This is a genomic window from Methyloceanibacter sp., assembly GCF_035650995.1.
Classification (GTDB): domain Bacteria; phylum Pseudomonadota; class Alphaproteobacteria; order Rhizobiales; family Methyloligellaceae; genus Methyloceanibacter.
Window position 1 is genome coordinate 1 of the sequence record NZ_DASRGO010000062.1, and the last position, 26479, is coordinate 26479.

Annotated in this window: 23 protein-coding genes; 18 read left to right on the plus strand and 5 right to left on the minus strand. The window is 64.6% G+C overall.

Annotation, left to right across the window (positions count from 1 at the left end):
* The coding region (locus tag VFB18_RS05265; protein WP_324971827.1) for an ion channel at nucleotides 1-456 on the minus strand (456 nt) is incomplete at its 3' end.
* A complete protein-coding gene (locus VFB18_RS05270; RefSeq protein ID WP_324971830.1) occupies nucleotides 456-1787 on the minus strand; it encodes a DNA recombination protein RmuC in 1332 nt (443 codons plus the stop codon). The genes VFB18_RS05270 and VFB18_RS05265, both read right to left, overlap by 1 nt.
* 88 nt (nucleotides 1788-1875) lie before the next feature.
* Here VFB18_RS05270 and def point away from each other — a divergent pair, with 88 nt between their 5' ends.
* The 9 genes from def to prfB all read left to right on the plus strand — a co-directional run bounded on the left by def (nucleotide 1876) and on the right by prfB (nucleotide 11680).
* Complete coding sequence (gene def, locus VFB18_RS05275; protein WP_324971834.1) at nucleotides 1876-2391, plus strand: peptide deformylase; 516 nt, start codon at nucleotides 1876-1878, stop codon at nucleotides 2389-2391.
* Between the two features lie 26 nt (nucleotides 2392-2417).
* Entirely contained in the window at nucleotides 2418-2654 is a 237-nt protein-coding gene (locus tag VFB18_RS05280; RefSeq protein WP_324971837.1) for a hypothetical protein, read from the plus strand.
* 35 nt (nucleotides 2655-2689) lie between these two features.
* On the plus strand, nucleotides 2690-3622 hold the full coding sequence (fmt, locus tag VFB18_RS05285) for a methionyl-tRNA formyltransferase (RefSeq protein ID WP_324971840.1): 933 nt from the start codon (nucleotides 2690-2692) through the stop codon (nucleotides 3620-3622).
* 139 nt (nucleotides 3623-3761) lie between these two features.
* Entirely contained in the window at nucleotides 3762-4499 is a 738-nt protein-coding gene (gene truA / locus VFB18_RS05290; protein WP_324971843.1) for a tRNA pseudouridine(38-40) synthase TruA, read from the plus strand.
* A 77-nt stretch (nucleotides 4500-4576) separates the two neighbouring features.
* A complete protein-coding gene (locus VFB18_RS05295) occupies nucleotides 4577-5959 on the plus strand; it encodes a tetratricopeptide repeat protein (RefSeq protein ID WP_324971846.1) in 1383 nt (460 codons plus the stop codon).
* 134 nt (nucleotides 5960-6093) lie between these two features.
* Nucleotides 6094-6294: a hypothetical protein gene (locus VFB18_RS05300; RefSeq protein WP_324971848.1), complete on the plus strand. Its 201-nt coding sequence runs from the start codon at nucleotides 6094-6096 to the stop codon at nucleotides 6292-6294.
* 83 nt (nucleotides 6295-6377) lie between these two features.
* Nucleotides 6378-6545 (plus strand): hypothetical protein, encoded by a 168-nt coding sequence (locus VFB18_RS05305; protein ID WP_414675650.1) that lies wholly within the window; start codon nucleotides 6378-6380, stop codon nucleotides 6543-6545.
* Between the two features lie 1341 nt (nucleotides 6546-7886).
* Nucleotides 7887-10490 (plus strand): penicillin-binding protein 1A, encoded by a 2604-nt coding sequence (locus VFB18_RS05310; protein ID WP_414675651.1) that lies wholly within the window; start codon nucleotides 7887-7889, stop codon nucleotides 10488-10490.
* A gap of 76 nt (nucleotides 10491-10566) precedes the next feature.
* Nucleotides 10567-11680, plus strand: a protein-coding gene (gene prfB / locus VFB18_RS05315) for a peptide chain release factor 2 (RefSeq protein WP_324971856.1) whose coding sequence is annotated in 2 segments (ribosomal slippage) — nucleotides 10567-10635 and nucleotides 10637-11680 — 1113 coding nt in all. Because the reading frame shifts where the segments join, the coding sequence is not laid out codon by codon here.
* Between the two features lie 44 nt (nucleotides 11681-11724).
* Here prfB and VFB18_RS05320 read toward each other — a convergent pair.
* Nucleotides 11725-12312 carry a polymer-forming cytoskeletal protein gene (locus VFB18_RS05320; RefSeq protein WP_324971859.1) on the minus strand — a complete coding sequence of 196 codons (588 nt, stop codon included), beginning with the start codon at nucleotides 12310-12312 and terminating at the stop codon, nucleotides 11725-11727.
* Between the two features lie 498 nt (nucleotides 12313-12810).
* On the opposite strand from VFB18_RS05320, the gene VFB18_RS05325 reads away from it, so the two are divergent.
* Nucleotides 12811-16512: an AsmA-like C-terminal domain-containing protein gene (locus VFB18_RS05325; protein ID WP_324971862.1), complete on the plus strand. Its 3702-nt coding sequence runs from the start codon at nucleotides 12811-12813 to the stop codon at nucleotides 16510-16512.
* A 9-nt stretch (nucleotides 16513-16521) separates the two neighbouring features.
* Here VFB18_RS05325 and tyrS read toward each other — a convergent pair whose 3' ends face one another.
* Nucleotides 16522-17775, minus strand: a complete 1254-nt coding sequence (gene tyrS / locus VFB18_RS05330) for a tyrosine--tRNA ligase (protein WP_324971865.1) — start codon at nucleotides 17773-17775, stop codon at nucleotides 16522-16524.
* Between the two features lie 81 nt (nucleotides 17776-17856).
* On the minus strand, nucleotides 17857-18525 hold the full coding sequence (locus tag VFB18_RS05335) for an alpha/beta hydrolase (protein ID WP_324971868.1): 669 nt from the start codon (nucleotides 18523-18525) through the stop codon (nucleotides 17857-17859).
* A 282-nt stretch (nucleotides 18526-18807) separates the two neighbouring features.
* Between VFB18_RS05335 and VFB18_RS05340 the strand changes: the two genes are divergently transcribed.
* From VFB18_RS05340 to VFB18_RS05375, 8 genes are all read left to right on the plus strand, one after another.
* Nucleotides 18808-19956, plus strand: a complete 1149-nt coding sequence (locus VFB18_RS05340; RefSeq protein WP_324971871.1) for a cysteine desulfurase family protein — start codon at nucleotides 18808-18810, stop codon at nucleotides 19954-19956.
* 38 nt (nucleotides 19957-19994) lie between these two features.
* Nucleotides 19995-21476: a Fe-S cluster assembly protein SufB gene (gene sufB / locus VFB18_RS05345; protein ID WP_324971874.1), complete on the plus strand. Its 1482-nt coding sequence runs from the start codon at nucleotides 19995-19997 to the stop codon at nucleotides 21474-21476.
* Between the two features lie 158 nt (nucleotides 21477-21634).
* Nucleotides 21635-22384, plus strand: coding sequence for a Fe-S cluster assembly ATPase SufC (gene sufC, locus VFB18_RS05350; protein ID WP_324971879.1), 750 nt, complete (start codon nucleotides 21635-21637; stop codon nucleotides 22382-22384).
* Between the two features lie 70 nt (nucleotides 22385-22454).
* Entirely contained in the window at nucleotides 22455-23810 is a 1356-nt protein-coding gene (gene sufD, locus VFB18_RS05355) for a Fe-S cluster assembly protein SufD (protein ID WP_324971881.1), read from the plus strand.
* 11 nt (nucleotides 23811-23821) lie between these two features.
* Nucleotides 23822-25081, plus strand: coding sequence for a cysteine desulfurase (locus VFB18_RS05360; protein WP_324971885.1), 1260 nt, complete (start codon nucleotides 23822-23824; stop codon nucleotides 25079-25081).
* Nucleotides 25082-25095: 14 nt separating this feature from the next.
* Nucleotides 25096-25554 carry an SUF system Fe-S cluster assembly protein gene (locus tag VFB18_RS05365; protein WP_324971887.1) on the plus strand — a complete coding sequence of 153 codons (459 nt, stop codon included), beginning with the start codon at nucleotides 25096-25098 and terminating at the stop codon, nucleotides 25552-25554.
* A 42-nt stretch (nucleotides 25555-25596) separates the two neighbouring features.
* Nucleotides 25597-25998, plus strand: a complete 402-nt coding sequence (locus VFB18_RS05370; RefSeq protein ID WP_324971890.1) for an iron-sulfur cluster assembly accessory protein — start codon at nucleotides 25597-25599, stop codon at nucleotides 25996-25998.
* Nucleotides 25999-26186: 188 nt separating this feature from the next.
* Nucleotides 26187-26479: metalloregulator ArsR/SmtB family transcription factor (locus VFB18_RS05375; RefSeq protein WP_324971893.1), on the plus strand; the 293-nt coding region annotated here is incomplete at its 3' end.

The window sequence follows — 26479 nt, forward strand, 5'->3', positions numbered from 1 at the left end:
AGAACAAGGCGCCGTCTCGCCGCCGTGCCGCAGGATCTCGATGATGAGCGCCGTCGACCAGCCGATCAGCATGATGCCGTTCAGCGCCGTCATGGGCGCGAGCAGCCGCCAGGCCGGTGCGAGCATGACATCGCCGTAGCCGAGCGTCGTGTAGTTGCCGAAGGCGGCATAGACGAGGGACGGGCCGGGCGGCGCCGCGCCGGCCAGCCCGTAGGTTGCCGCCCACACCACCACCTCGGCGAAATGTCCGGCCACGAGCAGCGTCCCGGTGGCGACGATGACGAGCGTGTATTGGGCAAGATGCGGCACGAATTTGTCGCTCACCGCGAGCCGCCGCACCGTCCACACCACGGCGGCGAGCAGAACAGCGTGGATGACGAGATTGATAAGGCTCGCCGCGCCCCCGGCTAGAACCTGGCCGAGCACGACGCCGCTGCCGATCGACTCTTCGCCCATCACTCGCCGGCGAGGAGATCGGGCTGGCGCACGATGCGCGGCCCGCCGGTCCGCCGCTGATTTCCCTCTCCCCGTTGCGGGGAGGGCGGCGCGTCGGCGCCAAGCGCCGAGGCGCCGGGTGAGGGGGCTCCGCCGCTGCCCCGCTCCCCGGTTTGGCGGGCTCGCAAATCACCCTCTCGCCTGGTGGGAGAGGGTGAGGGGGCCACTGCACCGTTGGCGCCTTCATGCTCGATCTCGGCCGCTTGCGCCGCCTCCTCGAACTCCAAGGCCTCGATCTTGCGCCCGCGCGCGGTGACTTTCTCGGATGAGGTGAGGATCTTCTCGATATCGGCGTTGGCCTGGCCGAAATGGCGCTGGAGATCGAGCACCCGTTCGCGCAGCCGCACGGTGTCTTCCATCAGGTGCACCACCTCGCGCTGGATGAGATGTGCCTGCTCGCGCATCTTCACGTCCTTGAGGATCGCCTGCATGGTCTGCACCGCGAGCATCAGCATGTTGGGCGAGGTGATGACGATGCGCGAGCGGTGCGCCTTCTGCACCAGATCGTCGAAATGCTCGGCAAGGTCGGCATAGACCGACTCCGAAGGCACGAACAGAATGGCCGTGTCCTGCGTCTCGCCGGGCAGGAAATAGCGCTCGGCCATCGCCTCGATGTGGCGGGCGACGTCGTTGCGCACGCGCCGCGCCGCCTCCTTCCGTTCTTCCTCGCGGCGCGCCGTGCGGAACGCCTCGAACCCCTCGAGCGGAAACTTGGCGTCGATCACCACGCCTGCGCGGGTGTTCGGCATGTGCAGGAGGCAATCGGGCCGCTTGCCGTTCGAGAGCGTGGCCTGGAAGGTGTAGGCGCCCTTGGGCAGCCCGTCGATGATGATACTCTCCATGCGCATCTGGCCGAAGGCGCCGCGCGCCTGCTTGTTGGCGAGGATCTCCTTCAAGCTCACCATGTTGGTCGAGAGATCGGTCAGGTTCTTCTGGGCATTGTCGATCACGGCAAGCCGCTCGTGCAGCTTGGCGATCGAGTCGTTGGTCTTGCGCGCCGTCTCGTTGAGGTCGGAGCCGACGCGATGCGTCATGCGGTCGAGCCGCTCGTTGACCGCGCGCGCGATGTCGCCCTGGCGCGCCACGCTGATCTCGGCGAAGGTCTGCAGCCGGCCTTTCAGCTCGGCAAGCTCGGCGGCCTGCGCCTCGACCTCGCGCCGCCGCCCCTTCATGTGCACGATGAGCGTGACAGCAAGCGCGAGCAGCGCAAGCACGGCAAGGCCCGCGAGCGCGAGCAGGGCGAGCACGGGATCGAGGGTGACGCTTCCGATCTGGATGGGCGCAAGGGCCATATGAGAACCTATAGCCCGATTCGTTCCATTAGACCAAAACAGGAACATATTGACCGGGACCCGCCGCAACCCTATGTCAGCCGCTCAAATGGCCATCAGACCGATCCTCACGCTGCCCGATCCCGTCCTGCGCAAGACGGCGAAGCCCGTCGAGCGCGTCGACGCCGACCTGCGCCGCCTCATGGACGACATGCTTTTGACCATGTACGACGCGCCGGGCATCGGGCTCGCCGCGCCCCAGATCGGCGTGCTCAGGCGGCTGATCGTCATGGACCCGGCCAAGGACGATGAGCCCAAGACCCCGCTCGTCATGGTCAACCCCGAGATCCTCGATCGGTCCGACGAGATGCGCACCCACGAGGAGGGCTGCCTCTCCATCCCCGACTTCACCGCCGAGATCGAGCGGCCGGCCAAGACCCGCGTCGCCTATATCGACCGCGAGGGCAAGAAGCAGGAGGCCGAGTTCGAAGGCATCTGGTCGACCCTCGTCCAGCACGAGATCGACCATTTGAACGGCGTGCTGTTCATCGATTATCTGTCGCGGCTGAAGCGCGACATGGTGGTGCGCAAGTTCACCAAGCAGAAGCGCGCCGGCGCCTTGTAGCCGGCGCCTTGCAGGAGGCTCCGCGAATGCTGATCGCCGCGATCCTGATCGAGGGCGCCGTCGCCGTCATTGCCGTCCTGGCTGCCCTCAAGGGCCGCCCCTATCTCTATGGGCTCGCGCTCACCTTCGCCATCTACGTGCTCTACGATCTCGCCCGGCTCGAGGGCTGGAACGTGGGCGAAGGCGTCCTGTCCGTGCTGTTTCTGATCGCCTCTTTGAGCGCGCTCGCCGCCGTGGTTGGCCTCTATCGCGAAAAGCGCTGATTGCCCGCCGAGCGGCAGCAATGACATAAGGGCACATGGCCCTTCGCATTGTCTTTATGGGCACGCCCGACTTCGCCGTGCCGACCCTTCAGGCCATCCTCGGCGCGGGCCACGAGGTGGTGAGCGTCTACACCCAGCCGCCGCGCGCGGCCGGCCGCGGCATGGCGCTTCGCAAGTCGCCGGTGCATCAGGCGGCCGAGCAGGCGGGGCTCCCTGTCCTGACGCCCGAGCGGCTCAAGAGCGCCGAGCAGCACGAGCGCTTCCGCGCGCTTCGGCCCGATGTCGCGGTCGTCGTCGCCTACGGCCTCATCCTGCCCAAGGCGATCCTTGAGGCGCCGCGTTTCGGCTGCCTCAACGTCCACGCCTCGCTGCTCCCGCGCTGGCGGGGCGCCGCCCCCATCAGCCGCGCCATCATGGCCGGAGACAGGGAGACCGGCGTCACCATCATGCGCATTGGCGAGGGCCTCGATGCAGGTCCGGTCTGCCTCGAGGCGCGCGTCGGAATCGGTCCCGAGGAGACGGCGGGCGATCTGCACGACCGGCTCGCAGCGCTCGGCGGCCGGCTTCTCGTCGAGGCGCTCGCCAAGCTCGAGAAGGGCGAGCTGGCTTGCCGCCCGCAGCACGACGAGGCGGCGACCTGTGCGCCGAAGCTCGATCCCAAGGAGACACGCATCAACTGGCGGCTGCTTGCCCGCGACGTGCATGATCGCATCCGCGGGCTCTCGCCCCATCCCGGCGCCTGGTTCGAGGTCGAACTCGGCGGCAAGCGCGAGCGGATCAAGGTGCTGCGTTCCAAGATCGCGGAAGGCGCTGGAATACCAGGCGCTCTCCTCGACGACCGGCTCACCGTCGCCTGCGGGGAAGGGGCGGTGCGCTTGACCGAGGTCCAGCGCGCCGGGCGGAAGCCGATGGCAGCGGAAGAGTTCTTGCGTGGTTCACCCCTCACCAGTGGAACGATTATTCCTTAATTCTTGATCGGTCATGGCCGGGCTCGTCCCGGCCATCCACGTCTTCAAACGTTTCATCCAGCGAAAAATCGTGGATGCCCGGCATAAAGCCGGGCATGACGGAGGTGGTTATTTGTCGAGGTCAAGCAGACTGACCGCCATGCCGCGTTACAAGCTCATTCTCGAATATGACGGCACGCCCTTCGTCGGCTGGCAGATGCAAGAGAACGGCCGCTCGGTGCAAGGCCGTCTCGCCGAAGCCATCAAAGCCTTCTCCGGCGAAGACACCGTGCCGCGCGCCGCCGGCCGTACCGACGCGGGCGTGCACGCGCTCGGCCAGGTCGCCCATTTCGATCTCATCAAGGACTGGGACCCCGGCACGATCCGCGACGCGCTCAATGCCACCCTCAGGCCCGATCCCGTCAGCGTGCTCCTGTGCGAGCGCGCCGAGCCCGACTTCGACGCGCGCCTCTCGGCGAAAGCGCGGGCCTATCTCTACCGCATCATCGACCGCCGCGCGCCGCTTGCGCTCGAGCGGAACCGCGCCTGGGGCGTGTTCCGCCCGCTCGACGCCGAGGCGATGAACGAGGCGGCCAAGGTGCTTCTCGGCCACCACGACTTCACCACCTTCCGCTCGACCGAATGCCAGGCGAAATCGCCGCTCAAGACGCTCGACCGGCTCGACGTGTCGCGCCACGGCGAGATCATCCGCATCGAGGCGAAGGCGCGCTCCTTCCTGCACAACCAGGTGCGCTCGATGGCGGGCTCGCTCAAGCTCGTGGGCGAGGGCAGGTGGGGCGCCTCCGACCTTAAGGCGGCGCTCGAAGCGCGCGACCGCAAGGCCTGCGGGCCCGTCGCGCCCCCGCAAGGACTTTATCTGGTTAAGGTCGATTATTGACGGAGCGCCGGCCGGGCTTCGCGCACCCTCCGGATAGGGATAAGCTCGTCTCCCATAGCTCCCGTCCCGGAGGGTGCATGCGCCTCGCCGCCGCCATCGTCCTCGCGAGTCTCGCGCTTGCGCCAACGTTCGCGCGCGCCGACAGCGATTCCGACTGGAACGACTGCGCCTCCGACGATGCCGACCGCATCATCTTGGGGTGCGACCGCATCATCGCCGAGGGCAACGAGCGCAAGGTCAACTTCGCCATCGCCTATTACAATCGCGGCGTCGGCTACCAGAAGAAGGGCGACCATCAGAAGGCGATCGCCGACTTCAACCGCTCGATCAAGATCAACGCCACCGATCCCAAGGCCTTCCGCGCCCGCGGCTCGTCCTATGTCGAGCTCGGCGACTACGAGCGCGCCATCTCGGACTACACCGAGACCATCAGGCTCAAACCCGACTTCGAGGGCATCTACTACGATCGCGGCTGGGCCTACGTGCAGCTCCCCGACTACCCGCGCGCGCTGAACGACTATAACCGCGCGGTCGAGGCGGATCCCGACAACGTCCAGCTCCTGATCGACCGCGGCAACGCCTATGCCGAGCTCGGCGATATCAAGCACGCGCTCGATGATTTCGAGAAGTCGGTCGCGCTCAAGCCCGATTATGCGCTCGGCCACGCCAACCGCGCCTGGGCGCTCGCGCAACTGGACAAGCACGAGGGCGCGGTCGCGGCCTATGACGAAGCGATCAAGCTCGATCCGCAGAACCCCGACAATCTCAACGGCCGCGCCTACTCGCTGATCAAGCTCGGCCAGTACGACGGCGCCATCGCCGACTTGAACGCCGCGCTCAAACTGAAGCCCGATCACGTCAATGCGCTGCGCAATCGCGGCTGGGCCTATTGGCTCAAGAACGATTTCACCCGCGCGCTCGCCGACTACGACGCCGCGGTGAAGCTCGCGCCCGAGGACCCGGACACGCTCGCCGACCGCGCCGCGCTCTATGACGACATGAGTGAGACCGAGAAATCGATCGCCGATTACGAGAAAGTTCTCGCCATTGCGCCGAACGAGGGCCGGGCGCTCAATGGCCGCGCCTGGGGACTCGCGCAGAAGGGCGATCTCGACCAGGCGCTCGCCGATTCCGACCGCGCCGTGAGCCTCCTGCCCGAGGAGCCGAACGCCCGCCACACCCGCGCCTGGATTCATCTCGCGCGCGGCGAGGTCGATCCTGCGCTCGCCGATTTCGACAAGGCGCTGGCGCTCGATCCTGACCTTGCCGGCGCCTATGCCGATCGTGGCCGCGCCTACGAAGCGAAGGGCGACAAGGACAAGGCGATCACCGACTACGAAAAGGCGCTGTCGCTTGCGAGCCGCCAGGCCTACGACGACAAGGCCAAGGCCGAGGCCGCGAAGCGCCTCAAGGCGCTCGGCGTCTTCGTGCCCGCCGCCAACGCCGCGTCTTCGCGGTGAGGTGAGGCTGCCATAACGCTGCACGGAAACCCTCAATCTTCAACGGCACCCAAGAGCCGGTAAGCAGAGCCTCCAATCTCGGCGTGGCCCTTGTGACTTCGATCTTGTGGTTGTCTGTGATATGTCCTCCAGTCATGACCACTGTCGAAGACATCGAAAAGGCCGTGACCAAGCTCACGCCCGAGCAGCTCGCCAGGTTTCGCGCGTGGTTCGAGGACTATGACGCGCGGCTGTTCGACGAGAAGATCGAGCGCGACGCCAAGGCCGGCAAGCTCGACAAGCTCGCCGACGACGCCATCCGGGCCCATCGTAAGGGTCTCGCCCGCGATCTATGAGGCACCTCGCCAGCCCAAGGTTTTGGGAGGCTTATGAGGGCCTGCCCGGGAGGGTTCGCGCTCTCGCCGACAAGAGATTCGCGTTGCTAAAGCAGAACCCTCAGCACCCGTCGTTGCATTTCAAGCCCGTCGGTCCCTATTGGTCCGCTCGCATTGGCCTTCATTATCGAGCCCTCGCCGTCGAGGTTGACGATGGCATGCTCTGGTTCTGGATCGGCTCGCACGCCGACTACGACGATCTGATCAAGTAGGATGCGATGATGAGCGGGATCGCCGCCTCCCCAGAGAGCTACACCGCGCACTATCTTAAGCAGGTGCTGAAGCGGCGCAGCACCCGTGCCAAACGCCCCGCGGAGACGCAAGCGGCGGAGTGAGTGCCGCCAATGGACGCGAGATGCATATAAAATCTATACGCCTGCTAAATTTCCGACGCGTCACGGACCTCAAGATCAGTGGCATTCCGGCCACCGCGAAGTTGGTAATGCTCACAGGTCCAAACGGGAATGGAAAATCCTCGCTCTTCGACGCCTTCATGACTTGGCATCTTCAGCTTGGCGGCTCATGGCTGAGCGTTGGGAAGCGCTTCTGACAGCGAAGACCGCAGCATTGGCATCTTCTGTGGGGCGCGGGCATTCCGCGGACGATGTTAAATCGGCGTCGGGCGAGATTTATAAGGCATGCAAAAGGATCCTCGAGCTGATAGGGGTTGGCAACGATAGCAAAGCTTTCATGCGAGACACGTTGACAGCCCTAATCACGCCTGAAACGCAAACCTACGCCACGCTACGAGCCGATATTTTTGAAGGCGATGCTGGTTAGGCTGGGATTTGTTAAGGGCTTTCTCGACGCCACGAGGGAGTGGCTGTAGCGATCCCGTCAGGACGAGCAACCTATCCCCGGCTTGCGAAGCTGCATTACACTCCGCTCACCTCGTCCTTTGAGGGGCGCTTTCGCGAGGCGTCGTTGAGGCGGGACGGGGTGCGGCGCCCCGCGGGTTCATGCACGCAGCATGGGCACTCGGGCGGACATTGGGGCTCCTCCCGGGACCACTACGAGTCCCTGCCAGGAGCTGGCTGATGATCTGGGCACTGCGCTCAAAGCGTGGCGCCCTAACCTAAAGCGAGGCCCGGTGTTCGCTAAATCGCCGCAAATGAGCATGCGCTTCGGCGTGCGCGGAAGCTTGCGTTATGCGCTCAAGCAGCGCGAAGCGCGGGTCGCGCACTCCAAATGAAGCGCGTGTGGCGCGCCGAGAGGCGCCCGCCGTGTCTCCCAAAAGGAGATGCGGACACCATAGGTTTGCGCTTTTCGGCGCGCCATCCCCCTCCCTCGGGGGGCACGCTCTTTGACATGACCTCGCGCGGAAGCCGCGGCGAGGCGCTCGGTGTCGCGCGCGCGTGTCGTCCAGCGATTTTCCCGCCTCGGCCAGCGTTTTGTTGCCATAATCTTAGCTACGGTTGCCTTGGGTGCCCCGCGCGCTTAAAACCGGGGGACGGGACGGGTCTGAAAACATGGATATTACGGCTCCAGTCAAGCCGCCGGAGCAACGCCGGCGCCGCCGCCGCGGCGGCTTTTTCCTGCGCTTCCTGGGCTTCATGTTCGCCGCGAGCATGATTCTGTTCATTGCCGTGGCCGGCGCTGCGGCTTTCGTGCTGTGGAAAGTCTCGAACGAGCTTCCCGACTATGAGGTGCTCGCCAAATACGAGCCCCCGGTGATGACCCGCATACACGCCAATGACGGCGAGCTGATCGCCGAGTTTGCCCGCGAGCGGCGCATCTATGTTCCGATCACCGCCATCCCGCCTTGCGTGACCAACGCCTTCATCTCCGCCGAGGACAAGAACTTCTATCAGCATGGCGGCCTCGACATTCAGGGCATTATCCGCGCTGTCGTCACCAATCTGAGCAACGTGCAGTCAGGCCGCCGTGTGGTTGGCGCTTCGACCATCACTCAGCAGGTGGCCAAGAACTTTCTCTTGACCAGCGACCAGACCGTCGAGCGCAAGCTGAAGGAGGCGATCCTCGCCATCCGCATCGAGCGCGCCTTCACCAAGGAGCAGATTCTCGAGCTCTACCTGAACGAGATCTATCTCGGCGCCGGCGCGTATGGCGTTGCCGCCGCCGCCCAGACCTATTGGGACAAGGCTCTGAACGAACTCACGCTCGGCGATTGCGCGTATCTTGCGACCTTGCCCAAGGCGCCGTCGAACTACGACCCGTTCAAGTACCCCGACCGCGCCGTCGCGCGCCGCAACTGGGTGATCGATCGCATCGTCGAGAACGGCTTCGCCACGGCCGAGGAAGGCGAGAAGGCCAAGGCCTCTCCGCTCGGCGTGACCAAGCGTACGCCGGGGGCCAAGATCTTTGCCTCCGAATTCTTCGCCGAAGAAGTGCGGCGCGAGATCCTCGACCGTTTCGGTGAAGACAAGCTCTATGGCGGCGGCCTCTCGGTGCGCACCACGCTCGATCCCAAGCTCCAGCGCATGGCGCGCACGGCGCTGATCAACGGCTTCGTCTCCTACGATCACCGTCACAGCGGCTGGCGCGGCCCGGTGAAGACCATCGATATCAAGGGCGATTGGGGCAAGACGCTCGCCTCGATGCCGGTGTGGAACGACATCGATCCGTGGCGGCTTGCCGTCGTGCTCGATGTGCAAAAGGACAAGGCGACGATCGGGCTCCGTCCGGGGCGAACCCCGCAGGGCGCTATCGTCAAGGAACGTGAGACCGGCATCATTCCTTACGAGGAAGTCAAATGGGCGCGGCCTAAGGTCGGGCTGACCTTCGGCGGGACGCCCGCCTCGGTGAGCGCCGTGTTGAAGCCGGGCGACGTCGTTTATGTATCGCCGCGGGCGCCAAAGCCTGCTGAGGACGGCACGCCCGGCGCCCCCGACCCGAGCCTCAAGGGGCAATGGTCGCTGCAACAGATTCCGGCGGTGAGCGGCGCGCTCGTCGCCATGGACCCGCATACCGGGCGGGTGCTTGCGATCGTGGGGGGCTTCAGCTTCGCGGCAAGCCAATTCGACCGCGCGACCCAGGCGCGACGGCAGCCAGGCTCATCGTTCAAACCGATCATCTACACGACCGCGATCGACAACGGTTACACGCCGTCGAGCATCATCGTCGACGGTCCGATTTGCGTCTCTCAAGGCGCGGGGATGCCGCAATGGTGCCCCAAGAACTACGAGGCCGGGTCGGCGGCGGGTCCGTCCACATTGCGCTTCGGCATCGAGCATTCGCGCAACCTGATGACGGTGCGGCTCGCCAACGAGATCGGCATGCCGATCATCGTCGAATATGCGCGGCGCTTCGGCGTGTACGACAATCTGATGCCGGCGCTGTCGATGGCACTCGGCGCGGGTGAGACCACGCTGCTCCGCATGGTCACGGCCTACGCCATGCTCGATAACGGCGGCAAGCAGATCAAGGCGACGTTTATCGATCGCATCCAGGACCGCTACGGCCGCTCCATCTGGCGCCACGACAACCGCGATTGCAGCGCCTGCGCCGCGCGCGAGTGGAAGGGTCAAGAGGAGCCCCAGCTCGTCGATGACCGCAAGCAGATCGTCGATCCGATGTCTGCCTTCGAGATGGTCAACATCATGGAAGGGGTGATCCAGAGCGGCACGGCGCAGAAGCTGAAGGTGCTCAATCGTCCGATCGCCGGCAAGACCGGCACCACCAACGACTACAAGGACGCCTGGTTCATCGGCTTTACGCCCGATCTCGTCGTCGGCGTCTATTTCGGTTTCGACCAGCCGAACTCGCTCGGTCATGGCGAGACCGGCGGCATGCTCGCCGCGCCCGTGGTGCGCGATTTCATGCGCGAGGCGCTCGCCGGCACCCCGCCCACTCCCTTCCGCGCGCCGCCGGGCATCAAGCTGGTCAGGGTCAACCACAAGACGGGCCTGCCCGCCGCTCCCGGGGACAAGACGGCGATCCTCGAGGCCTTCAAGCCGGGCGAGGAACCGGCCGGCTCGATAGCCGAGGATCTTGGCGACGGCGGCGAAGCGGCGGCCGACGATGTCAATACCGGCGCTGCGCCGGAGCCCGACGCCGCGGCCGATGCGGCTCCGCCGCCCGATGCGGGACTGGCGCCTCAGCCCGCTGCCGCGCCCCCGCCGCGCCGGCAGAGGGTGGCTCCGCCCCCGCCGCCGCCAAGCAACGCTTTGACAGCGGGGCCCGGCGGCCTCTACTAAGCCAGTAAGCTTGTTGGCAGGCGCTTGCCGGCGCTCCCCGCCGGCACTCCCGCCCTTCCCGTGCACAGAGGATACGATGCGCGCTGAAACCGAGTCGGTCGTCAACGAGATCAAGGAATCGTTGTCTCTGCTCAGGAGGCATCTTTGACCCCGATAAGGCGCGGGAGCGGCTCAGCGCGCTCGACCGCGAGGTCGAGGCGCCGAATTTCTGGAACGATACCCGCCGCGCGCAAGGGGTGATGCGCGAACGCCAGCAGATCGAGGCGTCGCTTAGCGCCTACGACCGCATCTCGCGCGATCTCGACGACAATGTGGCGCTGCTCGCCCTAGGCGAGGAGGAGGGCGATGAAAGCGTCGTCGCCGAGGCCGAGGGCGCGCTCAACAAGCTGCGCAGTGAAGCCCATACCCGCGAGGTGGAAGCATTGCTCTCGGGCGAGGCCGACGCCAACGACGCCTATGTCGAGATCCACGCCGGGGCGGGCGGCACCGAGAGTCAGGATTGGGCGCAGATGCTGATGCGCATGTATGTGCGCTGGGCCGAAGCGCACGATTACAAGGTGGAGATTATGGGCGAGCACTACGGCGAAGAGGCCGGCATCAAGTCGGGCACCATCCTCGTCAAGGGCAACAACGCCTATGGCTGGCTCAAAACCGAGTCGGGCGTGCACCGGCTGGTGCGCATCTCGCCCTTCGATTCAAACGCGCGGCGCCACACGAGCTTTGCCTCGGTCTCGGTCTATCCCGCCATCGACGACACGATCGACATCGAGATCGACGACAAGGACGTGCGCATTGACACCTATCGCTCGTCAGGGGCGGGGGGCCAGCATGTCAACACGACGGACAGCGCCGTGCGCATCACGCATATCCCGACTGGAATCGTGGTGACCTGCCAGAACGAGCGGTCGCAGCACAAGAACCGCGCCACGGCCTGGGCCATGCTCCGCGCGCGGCTTTACGAAGCTGAGCTGAAGCGGCGCGAGGAGGAGGCGCAGGCCGCGGCCGCCGCCAAATCTGATATCGGCTTCGGCCATCAGATCAGGTCCTACGTGCTGCAGCCCTATCAGCTGGTGAAGGACCTGCGTACCGGCGTCGAAAGCACGAACCCTTCGGCCGTGCTCGACGGCGATCTCGATCGCTTCATCGAGGCGGCGCTCGCCGAGCGCATCCACGCCGACGCGAAGGCCTAAGGCCGGAGCGGCGTGGCCCCTTTGGCGGGGCCACCCGTCTTTCGCTATTCCGCGGCGCGGGTCGAGAACGGGCTCGTGCCGCCGCCGAACGTGCTCGCCTGTTCGGCCGGGCGCGTATCGAGGCCCGCGGGCTTCGCCTCGGGACGCACACTTCCGGAGCCGGGAACGGCCTTCACCTCGGCCAAGGGATCGTCCGAGCGGCGCGATTTCCCTTCGAAATAGGCGCCCTGCTCGATGGCAAGGCTCTGATGAAAGATGTCGCCCTCGACGTGGGACTGCGCCTGCAGCGTTACGCGCAAGCCCCTGATCGATCCGTTGACGCGGCCACGCACGACAACGTCTTCCGCGATCACGTTGCCCATGATTTGCGACTTGTCGCCGAGCAGGAGCGAGCCGCAGTGAATGTCGCCCTGAATCTCGCCATCGACCTGAATCTCGCCTTTGGAGCTGACGTTTCCGCTGATGATCAGGTCCTCGCCGATGATGGACGGGACCATCTTGCTCGCGGCCGGGCTCGGGGCCTTGGCCGCATAAGTGGCTGGACGCTCGGTAAAGGGGGACTTGGACTCGCCGCTCGGCCGCTCCCCCAATTTCGTCACACTCTCGCCTGGCTCGGGTTTCTTCGTGAACATACGTGGTACCTCCCCATCCGATACAACAACGCAGCGCCAACGTTGGACCAGGCGCTAAACTCGCAACTAGGAGAATTAAAGCCGCCCTCGAGGGTTCTGCGGCATTGTCCCTATCTACCGGGGGGCCGCAGACCCCTGCATTCATCCTCTTCCCAACAATATCGCCTCGCCTCCCGGTTGTCATGGGGCTTCTCCAGGGTGAGGCAAGTCTTCTTGCGGTCCGGCTAAGTCTTGGCAAGGGAAGGGGTTTGCCGCCTTCCTTTGGCCGATTTTGCCGCCTCTTAATGATCTGCCCTCACACTGATTTGCCGCATCGCGCGCGGCGACTTAGGGGGAGTACGAGGGCTCGACTTGGGGGATGTAGAGCACAGCAAGAGCAAGTCGGGGCGTCGCCTAGAGTTTCGAGGGCGGTGCCGTTCGCGTTTGTCAGGCTGCGGACGTCCATTAGGGTGGATGGCAACGGGCGCTGGGAAGACCTTGTCGGGGACCTGTGACTGAATGAACGAGCCGCTCGCAGGTGCTCTTGCCAAGCTCACCTCAGGAGGCAGCAAAGCGCTCTCCGAAGGCGGCAAGGCGCTCGCCGAGGGCGGCAAGGTCCTTGCCGAAGGCGGCAAGGCGCTGCTGGCCTTGCCCGAGCGGGGCAGGGCGCTGGTGAAGCGAGTCCCGCCTCCGGTTCAGATCGAGCTTGCCAAGCTTTCCTCTCGCGGTGCCCATCTCTGCCGCGAGATCTTCGCCGGCATCCTCGTCGTTGGTCTGCTCGCCATCGTCGGGGGCTATGGCCGGCTCGCGCGGGGACCGATCTCTCTGCCGAGCCTCGTGCCGACGCTCGAGTCCGCGATCAACGGCCAGCTCACCGATATGCATGTCAAGATTGACGGTGCGATCCTGACGCGCACACCGGATGGACCCGGCGTCCTCTTCCGCTTGATCAACATCCGCCTGATCGACCAGGACGGTTCGATCGTGGCGCAGGCCCCGCTCGCCGCCATCGGCATGAGCGGCGCAGCGCTTCTCTCGGGCAAGATCGCGCCTGGAAGCGTCGATTTCATCGGACCGCGTCTTTTGCTCTTTTACAGTCCCGAGCAGGGAGTCACGCTGACCTTTCAAAAGCCGGCCGCGGCCGAGAGCGAAACCTTGATCCGCGGCTCGCTACCGGCAGAGGGATCTCCGGCGGTGGAGACGCCGCCGGCGACGGAGACGGTCATTGCGAAGCGCCCGGACGTCGTGCAGATAAGCGGCCGTAGGCTCGACCTTACCGAGATGTTCCAGCGCGCGCGGAGAGGCAACACCTCATACCTCACGCGGTTCGGCTTCAAGAACGCCCTCGTTGTGCTGAACCAAAACGGCACCGAGACGTCCTGGCAGGTCCCCGATTTCGCCATCGACCTCGATCACCGGGATAGCCGGAGCATCATCATCGGCCAGGCCAATGTCGCCTCGACCAAGGGCGACTGGCAGGTCGAAGTCCGTGCCGAACAGCGTACCAGACGCCAGAGCTTCGCCATCACCACGCTCATCCAGAATCTCGTGCCCTCGGGGCTCGCCGGCGATTTCCCGTCGCTCAAGGCGCTCAGGGCCCTCGACATGGTGGTGAACAGCGAGAGCACACTCGAACTGTCGAGTTCCGGTCAGTTCCTTGGCGGCGAGGCCAAGCTCGAGCTCGAAAGCGGTCAGATTAGCCCCGCCTGGGATCCCGACAACCCCATGCGCATCGACCATGGCAACCTGCTCGTGCGCTATCGCAAGGAAAAGGACATCGTCGAGATATCACCCTCGACACTAGCCTGGGGAAAGAGCAAGGCGACGGTGAGCGGGGAGGTGCGCCCGGTACGCGACTCAAACGGCGCGGCCACGGCCTGGGACTTCACCCTGAAAGCCAACGACGCCGTGCTTGCCGTCGAGGAGTTCGGTCTACCTCCCGTGCGCGTCGACGAGTGGCAAGTCTCGGGAAACGTGGCGCCCGCCGATGGGCGCCTGACGATCTCCCGCTTTGTCATCCGCGCAGGAGGTGCATCGATTTCCTTTGCGGGGTCGATCCACGACGCGCCGGGCTCGCCCGAAATCAATATCGCGGGCGAGCTCAGTCCGATGTCGATGGATATGCTTAAGCGGTTCTGGCCCAAATTCCTGGCCGGTAATGCACGCGACTGGACGCTGCAGAGGGTTGGGGCCGGTCAGCTTCTCGGCGGTAAGTTCAAGGTGAATCTGGCGGCAGGCGAGCTTGCCAAGATCGAGGCGGGCGGAGATGCACCGGACGGCGCCATCAACGTCGAGCTCGATCTGACCGGGTTGAGCATCGCCTACATGGAGAAGTTGCCGCCGGTCGTCACCGGCGACGCCAAGTTTGTGATCGACGGTACCGCCATGTCGGTGGACATTCCGCAAGGCAAGCTCATCGTGCCCTCGACCGGGGAGGAGATTTCACTCAGCGAGGGGCGCTTCTACATTGCCGACCTTCGCCCCGATCCACAGGAGGGCGCCGTCTCCTTCAAAGCCAAGGCGGCGACACCGGCCGTTCTTGCGCTCCTCGACGGGGAGCCGCTCGGCTATCTAAGGGCCGTCGGGCTCAAGCCCGGTTTTCTCGGTGGCACTGCCGAAGGGGGCTTCGACCTATCGATGCCTCTCAAGGAGGATTTGACCTTCAAGGAGGTCAAACTCAGGGGCATGGCGCGCCTCGATCAGGCGGTCGCGCCCAATCTCGCCGGCAACATGGGTATCGAGGCCGGTTCGCTGGACGTGAACGTCACCGAGGCTGGGGTCGAAGTCAAAGGTCCTGTTCAGGTCAAAGGAATTCCGGCCGAACTTACCTGGCAACGCGTCTTCTACGCCACAGACGATCTCCAGCCGCCGATCACGGTAACGGCCACGCTCGACGAAGCGACGCGCGAGAAGCTCGGGTTCAAGGTCAATCACCTTGTGAAGGGGCCGATACCCGTCACCTTGTCGCTTGCCGGCCTCGGCCAAGCGGCGCCCGCCATGAGCTTCACCGCCGATCTTACCAACGCCAGGCTGGTGTTTGCTGCAATGGGCTGGACCAAGCCAGTCGGCCGCGCTGCCAGCCTTACCTTCGACAAGGTGCAGCAGGAAGACGGCTCGACCACGTTTCAGAATTTCAAGATGGTCGGAGACGACCTCAATATCGCCGGCGACATCGTGCTCGACCCCGAGCAGCACCTGAAGGGCTTCTACTTCTCCGATTTCTCCATCGATTTCCTCACCCATCTCGAGATCACCGCGACCGTGCGCGACGACCAAGTGCTCGACATCAGGGCCACCGGTCCGACCTATAACGGCAAGGAGTTCTTCCGCTCGCTGTTCGCCGCCGGCCAGTTCACCGACGAAACGGCGGAGCCCGCGGATCCCTTCGGCGTCGATCTGACCGCCGATATCGACACGGTGACCGGCTTCTACGACACGAACGCGCGCAACGTTCATGTCAGTTTCAAGAAGCGAAACGGGCGGGTCGTTGCGCTCGAAGCGAGAGGCGATCTGAACGGCAAAGCGCCGGCCGCCGTGATGCTAGAGACGAACGGCGGCGTGCGCGAGATCAGGGCCGAGGCGCGCGATGCCGGCGCGGCCTTCCGTCTCGTCGGCTTCTATCCCAATGTCGATGGCGGCGAGGCCTCGCTCGAAGTCAATCTCGACGCCGGAGGACCCGGCACGAAGAGCGGCACGCTTTGGACCCGCGACTTCGCCGTTCTCGGCGACGAAGTGGTGAACGATGTGCTCACCGACCCGAACTCGCGGGCGGTGCTCGGCACGCAAAAACAGGCGCAGCGGACCCGCATCGAGTTCAAGCAATTGCGCGCCCCCTTCTCGGTGGGCGGCGGCAAGTTCCGCTTGCAGGATGCCTATATGAACGGACCGCAACTCGGCGCCACGATGCGCGGCACGGTCGATTTCAAGGCCCAGACCGTCGATCTCGGCGGCACCTATGTGCCGCTCTATGGCCTCAACTCGGCGTTCAGGAACATCCCCATTCTCGGTCCGGTGTTGACCGGCCGCCAAGGGGAGGGGCTCGTGGGCATCACCTTTGCCATCAGAGGGAACCTCGAAGACCCTTCCGTGCTCGTCAACCCCGTCTCGGTGATGACGCCGGGCATCTTCCGCCAGATCTTCGAGTTTACCGGCTCGGTGCCGGACACGGCCGCCGCAGCGCCGAGCGGCGCCTCATCAGGCGGCTTTGCCCCGCCGCAATAGCCGATCCAGTCACACCGGCCTGATCAGCGCGTGGCGCTTCTTGCCGAGCGAGAGCTTGATCACGCCCTCGGGCGTGAGGTCGGCAAGGGTGAGCATTCGCTTCTCGTCGGTGACGGCGACGTCGTTCACCTTGATGCCGCCGCCCTTGATCTGGCGTCTTGCCTCTCCGGTCGAAGCGACAAAGCCGACATGGGTGTTGGCGGTGAGCACGCCCCAGCCTTTTTCGAGCTGGGCGCGCGGAACCTCGAAGGTGGGAAGGCTTGCGGCGATCGCGCCCTCCTCGAACGTGGCGCGCGCCGTCTCGGCCGCGCGGTCGGCGGCGTCGCGACCATGCACGAGAGCGGTGGCCTCGGTCGCGAGCACCTTCTTCGCCTCGTTGAGCTCGGCCCCTTCGAGCTCGGCAAGCTTACCGATTTCCGGCAGCGGGAGCTCGGTAAAGAGCTTGAGGAAGCGCGGCACGTCGGCATCCTCGGTGTTCCGCCAGTATTGCCAATAGTCGTAAGGTGAGAGCATGTCGGGGTTGAGCCACACTGCGCCCGCCGCCGTCTTGCCCATCTTGGCACCCGAGGCGGTGGTGAGCAGCGGCGAGGTGAGCCCGAACAGTTCCACGCCGTCGGTGCGCCGCCCGAGCTCGATGCCGCCCACGATGTTGCCCCACTGATCCGAGCCGCCCATCTGCAGGCGGCAGCCGAACCGTCGATGAAGCTCCACGAAATCGTAGGCCTGCAGCACCATGTAGTTGAACTCGATGAAGCTCAATGGCTGCTCGCGCTCGAGCCTGAGCTTGACCGAATCCTGGGTGAGCATGCGGTTGACGCTGAAATGGCGTCCGTAATCGCGCAGAAACTCGATATAGCCGAGGCGGTCGAGCCAGTCGGCGTTGTTGACCATGATCGCGTCGGTCGAGCCCTGACCGAAGCTGATGAAACGCCGGAAAATGGTCTCGATGCCGGCGACATTGGCGCCGATCTCGCCCTCGCTCAAGAGCTTGCGCGACTCATCCTTGCCGGAGGGGTCGCCGACCTTGGTGGTTCCGCCGCCGATCAGAACGATCGGGCGGTGGCCGGCCTGCTGCAATTTGCGCAGCATCATGATTGACACGAGGTTGCCGACATGGAGGCTTGGCGCCGTCGCATCGAAGCCGATATAGGCGGTCACGCGCTCCGACTTTAGGAGCGAACTGAGCCCCGCCTCATCGGTCACTTGATGGATGAAGCCGCGCGCCTTCAGCTCGTGCAGGAAGTCCGATTTCGTTTTGCTCATGGGTGGTGCCGGCCTGGCCCTCGGACGCTCTTGCCGCCAAGCCTCCTATCACAGGGCCGGCCCTGACGCTAAGGGCAAGGCTCAGGCCGCCGACTCTCTCTTCTTTTTGACCTTGCCGAGCCGCTTGTCGAGATAGGCATCGACCACCTCCATGAGCCCGTCCATGCGGCCCTCGAAGAAATGGTTGGCATCCGGCACGGTCGCATGATCGATGACGATGCCTTTTTGCGTCTTGAGACGCTCGACGAGCCCGCGCACGGACTCCGTTGGCACGACTCGATCTTTTGCACCGTTCACCATGAGCCCTGAAGACGGGCAGGGGGCGAGGAAGGTGAAGTCGTAGAGATTGGCGGGCGGCGCGACCGAGATGAAGCCCTCGATTTCGGGCCTCCGCATCAGGAGCTGCATGGCAATCCACGCGCCGAACGAGACGCCGGCGATCCAGCAGGTCTGCGCATCCGGATTATAGGTCTGCAGCCAGTCGAGAGCGGTCGCGGCGTCGGCGAGTTCGCCGGGGCCGTTGTCGAACAGCCCTTCGCTCCGGCCAACGCCTCTGAAGTTGAAGCGCAGCACCGAGAAGCCGCGCCGCTGGAAGGCGTAATACAGATGATAAACCACCTGATTGTTCATCGTCCCGCCGAACTGCGGATGAGGATGCAGGATGAGAGCGACCGGGGAGTTAGGGGTGCGCTCGTGATGATAGCGCGCTTCGATCCGACCGGCCGGACCGCTGATATTGACTTCAGGCATGAAACACTGGCCTCGACACCGACGTTACGCCGTTAGGAGAAGGAGGGCGCGTGCTGGCGCGGAAAACGGCACATGGGGCGTGCGAAGCCCCGCCGCAAACCTTGACTCCGCCGCCCCACGACCCTATACGAAATCTAAGATTTAGAATTGTTCCAAACAAGGCCGTCCCGAGAAGCTGGGCACTCGGAGCGGTCCCGACTTCAGGCCGCGCTTCATAGCACGCGCGGTAGGGGCTCGTGCAAGCGCTAACCGGCGGCGATCGGCCGCGAGTTTCGGCTATCGATGAACCAGCGCTCCTATCTTGACTACAACGCGACAGCTCCGCTCCGCCCCGAGGTGCGCGAGGCGATCGTCGATGCCTTGCATGTCCATGGCAATCCTTCCTCGGTCCATGAGGAGGGCAGGGCCGCGCGCGCCCTGGTCGAGCAGGCGAGGGCGAAAGTGGCAAAGCTCGCGGGCGCTGCACCCGAGGACGTGATCTTCACGAGCGGCGGGAGCGAAGCGAATGCGCTCGCGCTTGCGGCCCAGGGCGGCCAGGCTTGGCACTGCTACCTCTCCGCCGTCGAGCATCCTTCAGTGCTTGCCGGAGGCCGCTTCTATCGCGAGACCACGACCATCATCCCGGTCACGAAGGACGGCCTTGCCGACCTCGCCGTCCTTGCGAAAGAGCTTGAGAAGCACCATTTGGGGGGTTGGAGGCCGTTCGTTTCCCTGATGGTTGCGAACAACGAGACGGGCGCGGTCCAGCCCGTGCCGGAGGCCGCCGCAATCGTCCATGAAGCCGGAGGTCTCCTGCACAGCGACGCCGTTCAGGCGGCGGGACGGATTCCGCTGGATTTGGCCTCGCTTGGTGCCGACATGCTGAGCCTTTCGGCCCACAAGATCGGCGGACCGAAGGGGATAGGCGCTCTCGTCCTCAAGCCTGGGGTCTCCGTCGAGCCGCTGCTCAAGGGTGGCGGCCAGGAGAGGCGGAGACGGGCAGGGACCGAAAATGTCCCCGGCATCGTCGGCTTCGGCGTTGCCGCCGAGCTTGCCGCTGGCGATATCGCCAAGACCGCTGGCATCAAGGCCCTGAGGGATAGCCTCGAGGCCGGCGCCCGCGCCATCGCTCCCGATGCGGTGGTTGTGTCGGCAGGCGTCGAGCGGCTCCCGAACACGAGCTGCATCGCGGTCCCAGGCGTCAAAGCCGAGACCCTCGTGATCGGGCTCGATCTTGCCGGCGTTTCGGTGAGCGCAGGCTCGGCCTGCTCATCGGGCAAGGTCGAAGCGTCGCACGTCTTGAGCGCCATGGGCGTGGCACCGGAGCTTGCGCAAGGAGCGATCCGCGTAAGCCTTGGTTTTGGCACCACGAGCCACGCTATCGAGAGGTTCCTGGGCGCCTTTGGAGAGTTGATCAAGCGGCTCAAGCAGAGCCCCAAGGCTGCGGCTTAACGAGCCCGCGCCTTCGACAGGAAGTTGGAGCAAGGCCAATGCCAGCAGTGCAAGAGACAGTCGCCCGCGTTCGCGAGATCGACGTCGACAAGTACAAATACGGCTTCTTCACTGACATCGAGTCGATCACGGCCCCCAAGGGCCTGTCCGAGGAGGTGGTCCGCTTCATCTCGGCCAAGAAGGGCGAGCCCGACTGGCTGCTCGACTGGCGGCTCGAGGCCTATCGCCGCTGGCTGACCATGCAGGAGCCGACCTGGGCGAACGTCCACTATCCCAGGATCGACTTCCAGGACCTCTACTATTATTCCGCGCCGAAGAGCACCGAAGGACCGAAGAGCCTCGCCGACGTGGATCCCGAGCTGCTCAAGACCTACGCCAAGCTCGGCATTCCGCTGAAGGAGCAGGAGGTCTTGGCCGGCGTCGAGAGTGCGCGCCTCGAGGGGCGCGTGGCGGTCGATGCCGTGTTCGACTCGGTCTCCGTGGTCACTACCTTCAAGGAGGAACTGGCCAAGGCCGGCGTCATCTTCTCCTCGATCTCCGAGGCGGTCAGGACCCATCCCGAGCTGGTGAAGAAATATCTCGGCTCGGTGGTGCCGATCACCGACAATTTCTACGCCACGCTCAACTCGGCGGTGTTCTCCGACGGCTCGTTCGTCTACGTGCCGCAGGGCGTGCGCTGCCCGATGGAGCTTTCCACCTATTTCCGCATCAATGCCGAGAAGACCGGCCAGTTCGAGCGCACGCTCATCATCGCCGACAAGGGCGCCTATGTGAGCTACCTCGAGGGCTGCACCGCGCCGATGCGCGACGAGAATCAGCTGCACGCCGCCGTGGTCGAGCTGATCGCCCTCGACGATGCCGAGATCAAGTATTCGACGGTGCAGAACTGGTATCCGGGCGACAAGAACGGCAAGGGCGGCGTCTACAATTTCGTCACCAAGCGCGGCGATTGCCGGGGGGCGCGCTCCAAGATCTCCTGGACCCAGGTCGAGACCGGCTCGGCCATCACCTGGAAGTACCCGTCCTGCATCCTGCGCGGCGACGGCTCAAGAGGCGAGTTCTACTCGATCGCCATCTCGAACGGCCATCAGCAGGTCGACTCGGGCACCAAGATGATCCATCTCGGCCGCGACACTTCGAGCCGCATCATCTCCAAGGGCATCGCCGCGGGCCACTCCAACAACACCTATCGCGGGCTCGTCTCCGCGCACCGGCGCGCCACCAATGCGCGCAACTTCACCAATTGCGACTCGCTCCTGATCGGCTCCAAATGCGGCGCGCATACCGTGCCCTATATCGAGGCGAAGAACGCTTCCGCGACCTTCGAGCACGAGGCGACCACCTCCAAGATCTCGGAGGATCAGTTGTTCTACTGCCTCTCGCGCGGCCTTTCGCCCGAGGAGGCCGTGGCCCTGATCGTCAACGGCTTCGTCCGCGACGTGATTCAGCACTTGCCGATGGAGTTCATGGCCGAGACGCAGAAGCTCATCGGCATCAGCCTGGAGGGCAGCGTTGGGTAACGCCGCCCTTCGGCACATATCGGTCATGCCCGGCCTTGTGCCGGCCATCCACGATTTCTCGCCGGCGGCAAAGCATCAAATCGGGGATGGCCAGGACGAGCCCGGCCATGACGGAGTCCAATCAAGAGTCAATGCCAAGGAATTAGAGACGAATCGTAATGCTTGAGATCAAGAACCTTCACGTCAATGTCGAGGACCGCGAGATCCTGAAGGGCGTCGACCTGACGATCCCCACGGGCGAGGTGCACGCCATCATGGGCCCCAACGGCTCGGGCAAATCGACCCTCGCCTATGTGCTCGCCGGAAAGCAGGACTACGAGGTCACCGCCGGCTCGATCGCCTGGAACGGCAAGGACCTGCTGGCCATGGAGCCGTTCGAGCGGGCCGCGGCCGGCGTGTTCCTCGCCTTCCAATATCCGATGGAGATTCCCGGCGTCGCCACGATGACCTTCCTGCGCGCGGCGCTCAATGCCGTGCGCAAGGCGCGCGGGATGCCCGAGCTCTCGACCCCCGACCTGCTCAGGCTCGTGCGTGAGAAGGCGAAGCGGCTCAAGATCGATCCCGAGATGCTGAAGCGCCCGCTCAATGTCGGCTTCTCCGGTGGCGAGAAGAAGCGTAACGAAATTTTACAGATGGCCCTGCTTGAGCCAGAGCTTTGCGTGCTCGACGAGACCGATTCCGGTCTCGATATCGACGCGCTCCGCATCGTGGCCGAAGGCGTGAACGCACTTCGCTCCAAGGAGCGCTCGATGCTCGTCATCACCCACTATCAGCGGCTTCTGAACTACATCGTGCCGGACCGCGTGCATGTCATGCACGACGGTCGTGTTGCCCGGTCGGGCGGACCCGAGCTCGCGCTCGAGCTCGAAGAGTCGGGCTACGCGGAATTCGGCGGCAAGGCGGCTTAGAGCATGATCCGGAAAAGCGGGAACCGGTTTTCCGATAAGATCAGGCGCAAAGAAGATTAGAGGCATACGAATGGAGCTGCCCGTTCAACAGTTCCGCACCAAGGGCGAACAGGGCTTTCTCGACATGTTCGCGGCGGCGCGCGGGGCGTTACCCGGCGCGGACGATCCCTTCGTTGCGGGTTTGCGCAACAAAGCCATCGAGACCTACGCCAGACTCGGGCTTCCGCATCGCCGTATCGAGGCGTGGAAATATACCGACCTCCGCGCTCTGCTCGGGGACGTGCATCCGCTGATCCGTGCCGTCGGGCTTCCGGTCGGCGCCGGCGACGTGAGGCGCGCGCTTGGGCCCTCGCTCGCCGAGCTTCCCGCCTTTCACCTGTTCATGGTCGAAGGCGAGCTCAGGGCCGACCTCTCTGATCTCGCGGCACTCAGGGAGGCGGGCGTCGAAGCTCTTTCGCTCGCTGCGGCGCTCGAGAAGCCCTCGACCTGGCTCAAACAGGCGCTCGGCGCGATCAACCCGCGCCCTGACGACAGCGTCCTTGCCCTCAACTCGGCCTTGATGACGGGCGGTGTGGTTTTGCGGGTAGGCGAGGCTGTTACTCTCGACAAGCCGATCCACATCGTTCATCTCGACGGCACCGGCGAGCCCGCTTCGATCTTCACTCGGAGCCTCGTGGTCGCGGAGCCGTCGTCCGCCGCGACCCTGATCGAGAGCCATGCGAGCCTCGGGCGGCTCCGGGGCCTTCAGCGCAACGCCGTCATCGAGCTTCGCATCGGCGCCAAGGCTGCGATCGACCACATCAAGATCGAGCGCGAAGGCGAGGACGCCGTTCATCTCGCCACCGCCCTCGTCGAGATCGGCGCCGACGCGCGCTATAACGCCTTTCAGTTCTCGACCGGCGGTGCTCTTGTCCGCAGCCAGACCTTCGCGCGCTTTGCCGGCGAGGGCTCGTCCCTCGACATCTCGGGCGCCTTCCTCATGCGCGGCCGCCAGCATTGCGACACGACGCTGCTCGTCGAGCATGCGGTGCCGCGTTGCACCAGCCGCGAGCTGTTCAAGGCCGTGCTCGATGGCGAGGCGCACGGCGTCTTCCAGGGCAAGATCATCGTCGCCCCGGACGCGCAGAAGACCGACGGCAAGCAGATGGCTCAGGCGCTTCTCCTCTCCGAGACGGCGGAATTCGATTCCAAGCCTGAACTCGAGATCTTCGCCGACGATGTCGCCTGCGGCCACGGTTCGACCTCGGGCCAGATCGACGAGGAGTTGCTGTTCTATCTCGAGGCGCGTGGCATCCCGAAGGACGAGGCGCGCGCGCTCCTGATCCAGGCCTTTATCGGCGACGCGATCGATCGCGTGGCGCGCGAGGACGTGCGGGAGGCGTTGTCGAGGGCTTCGGCCGAGTGGCTCGGCGTCGCCGCGGAGTGAAGGAACCACCCATGACCGTGCTTACGCCGAAAGAGCTGAAACCGGTCGCGGGTCCTTTGGACATTGCGGCGATCCGTGCCGATTTCCCCATCCTTGCCACCAAGGTACACGGGCAGCCTCTCGCTTATCTCGACAACGGCGCCTCGGCCCAGAAGCCTAAGGTCGTGCTCGACACCATCCAGCGCGCCTATGCCGGGGAATATGCCAACGTGCATCGCGGCCTGCATTATCTGAGCAATATCGCCACCGCCAATTTCGAGAAGGCGCGCGAGACCGTCCGCCGCTTCATCAATGCCCGGTTCGACGAGGAGATCATCTTCACCCGCAACGCGACCGAAGCGGTCAACCTCGTCGCTTCGTCCTACGGCGCCCCGAATATCGGGGAGGGGGACGAGATCCTCCTCACCATCATGGAGCACCATTCCAACATCGTGCCATGGCACTTCCTGCGTGAGCGGCAGGGCGCCGTCCTGAAATGGGCGCCGATCTCGGACGAGGGCGATTTCCTGTTCGACGAATTCGTGAAGCTGATCAGCCCGCGCACCAAGATGATCGCCATCACCCATATGTCGAACGTGCTCGGCACCATCGTGCCCATCAAGGAGGTGGTGCGGATCGCGCATGAGCGCGGCGTCCCCGTCCTGGTCGACGGCGCGCAGGGCGCGGTGCATCTTCCCGTCGACGTGCAGGACCTCGACTGCGATTTCTATGTGTTCACCGGGCACAAGCTCTACGGCCCGACCGGCATCGGCGTGCTCTACGGGAAGAAGGCCCTGCTCGAATCGATGCGGCCCTATCAGGGCGGCGGCGAGATGATCGGCTACGTCAAGCAGAACGAGATCACCTATGCCAAGCCGCCCCACCGCTTTGAGGCGGGGACGCCGGCCATCGTCCAGGCGATCGGCCTCGGCGCCGCCATCGATTATGTCGAGGGCGTCGGCCGCGAAGCGATCAGGGCGCACGAAGACGTGCTGCTCGACTATGCTATGGGCCGCCTCGGCGAGCTGAATTGGCTCCGCATCTACGGACGGGCGCGGAACAAGGGCAGCATCATCTCCTTCAATATGGAGGGGACGCACCCCCACGATGTGAGCACCATCCTCGACCGCTACGGCGTGGCGGTAAGGGCCGGCACCCATTGCGCCGAGCCGCTCTTGGCGCGTTTCGGCGTCACGGCGACGTGCAGGGCCTCGTTCGCCATGTATAATACCGTCGAGGAAGTGGACCGGTTGGTCGAGGCGCTGCATAAGGCGCGTGACATGTTTTCGTGAGCCGGATGCATTAAATGACTGAGAAGGTTCAAGAAAACGAAGCGACGGTGGCGGCCGAGGAGCCTGCCGAGATCAAGGCTTGCGTCGGCGCAACGGGCGGCGGAGAGGGTGGATCCTCCACGGCCGAAGCGCCGAAGGGCGACGGCTCGGCGATCCCTCCCGAGGAGCTCGAGCGCTTGCGCACCGACCTCGTCGCCGCGCTCAAGACCGTTTTCGATCCCGAGATCCCGGTCGACATCTACGAGCTCGGCCTGATCTATCGTCTCGACGTCGACGACGACCGCAATATCGAGGTGGACATGACGCTCACCGCGCCGGGCTGTCCGGTGGCCGGCGAGATGCCGAGCTGGGTCGAGAATGCGCTTTCGGCTGTTCCGGGCGTCGGCCAGGTCAAAGTGAACCTCGTGTTCGATCCGCCCTGGGATATGAGCCGCATGTCGGAGGAGGCGAAGCTTGCCCTCAACATGTTCTGACAGGCCCTTGAAGGCTTCCGCGACCTACCCCAACTTCGAGCCATGACCGCACGTCCCCGCCCGCAAGTGATGCGCCTCACCGAGGCCGCCGCCGAACGCCTCAAGGCTTTGACCGCAGCCTCCGGCAAGACCATCGCCGGGGTGCGCATCGGCGTGAAGAATGGCGGCTGCGCCGGCATGGAGTACACCATGCAATATGCGGAAGCAGCCGGTCCCCACGACGAGCTCGTCGAGGACAAGGGGGTCAGGCTGCTGATCGACCCGACCGCAGTTCTCTTCCTGCTCGGTACCGAGATGGACTACCGCACCGACAAGATGCGCTCTGGTTTTGTGTTCAACAACCCGAACCAGACGAGCGCCTGCGGCTGCGGCGAGTCGGTGACTCTCAAACCGGCGACCGAAGCTGCCGCGTCCGGCACCGAAGCCTCCGAGCAGACGAGCTAGTCGCTCACCCTCACAAGAAGGCGGTCGTCATGGCCGGGCTTGTCCCGGCCATCCACGAATTGCTCACGTCCATCGCGCGGCACAACGTGGATGCGCGGCACAAGCTCGGGCATGACAGCGTTCGTTTCAGTAGAAGCTCCGCATCTCTTGACAGGCAACCAAAAGGTTGCATATTAGAGTTCATGAGCATGGACGCTGTCTTCAAAGCCCTTGCCGATCCCGTCAGACGGCAACTGCTCGACAGGCTCCAGGCTCGCAACGGGCAGACTTTGAACGAGCTCTGCCAGGGGCACGGTATGACGCGGCAGGCGGTGACCAAACATCTCGGCATTCTCGAAGCCGCCAATCTGGTCGCGACGCAAAAGCGCGGCCGCGAGAAGCTGCACTTCCTCAATCCCGTGCCAATTCAGGAGATCGCCGACCGCTGGATCGGCAAATACGAGCGCACGCGCTTGCGTGCACTGAGTGACCTCAAGGCGAA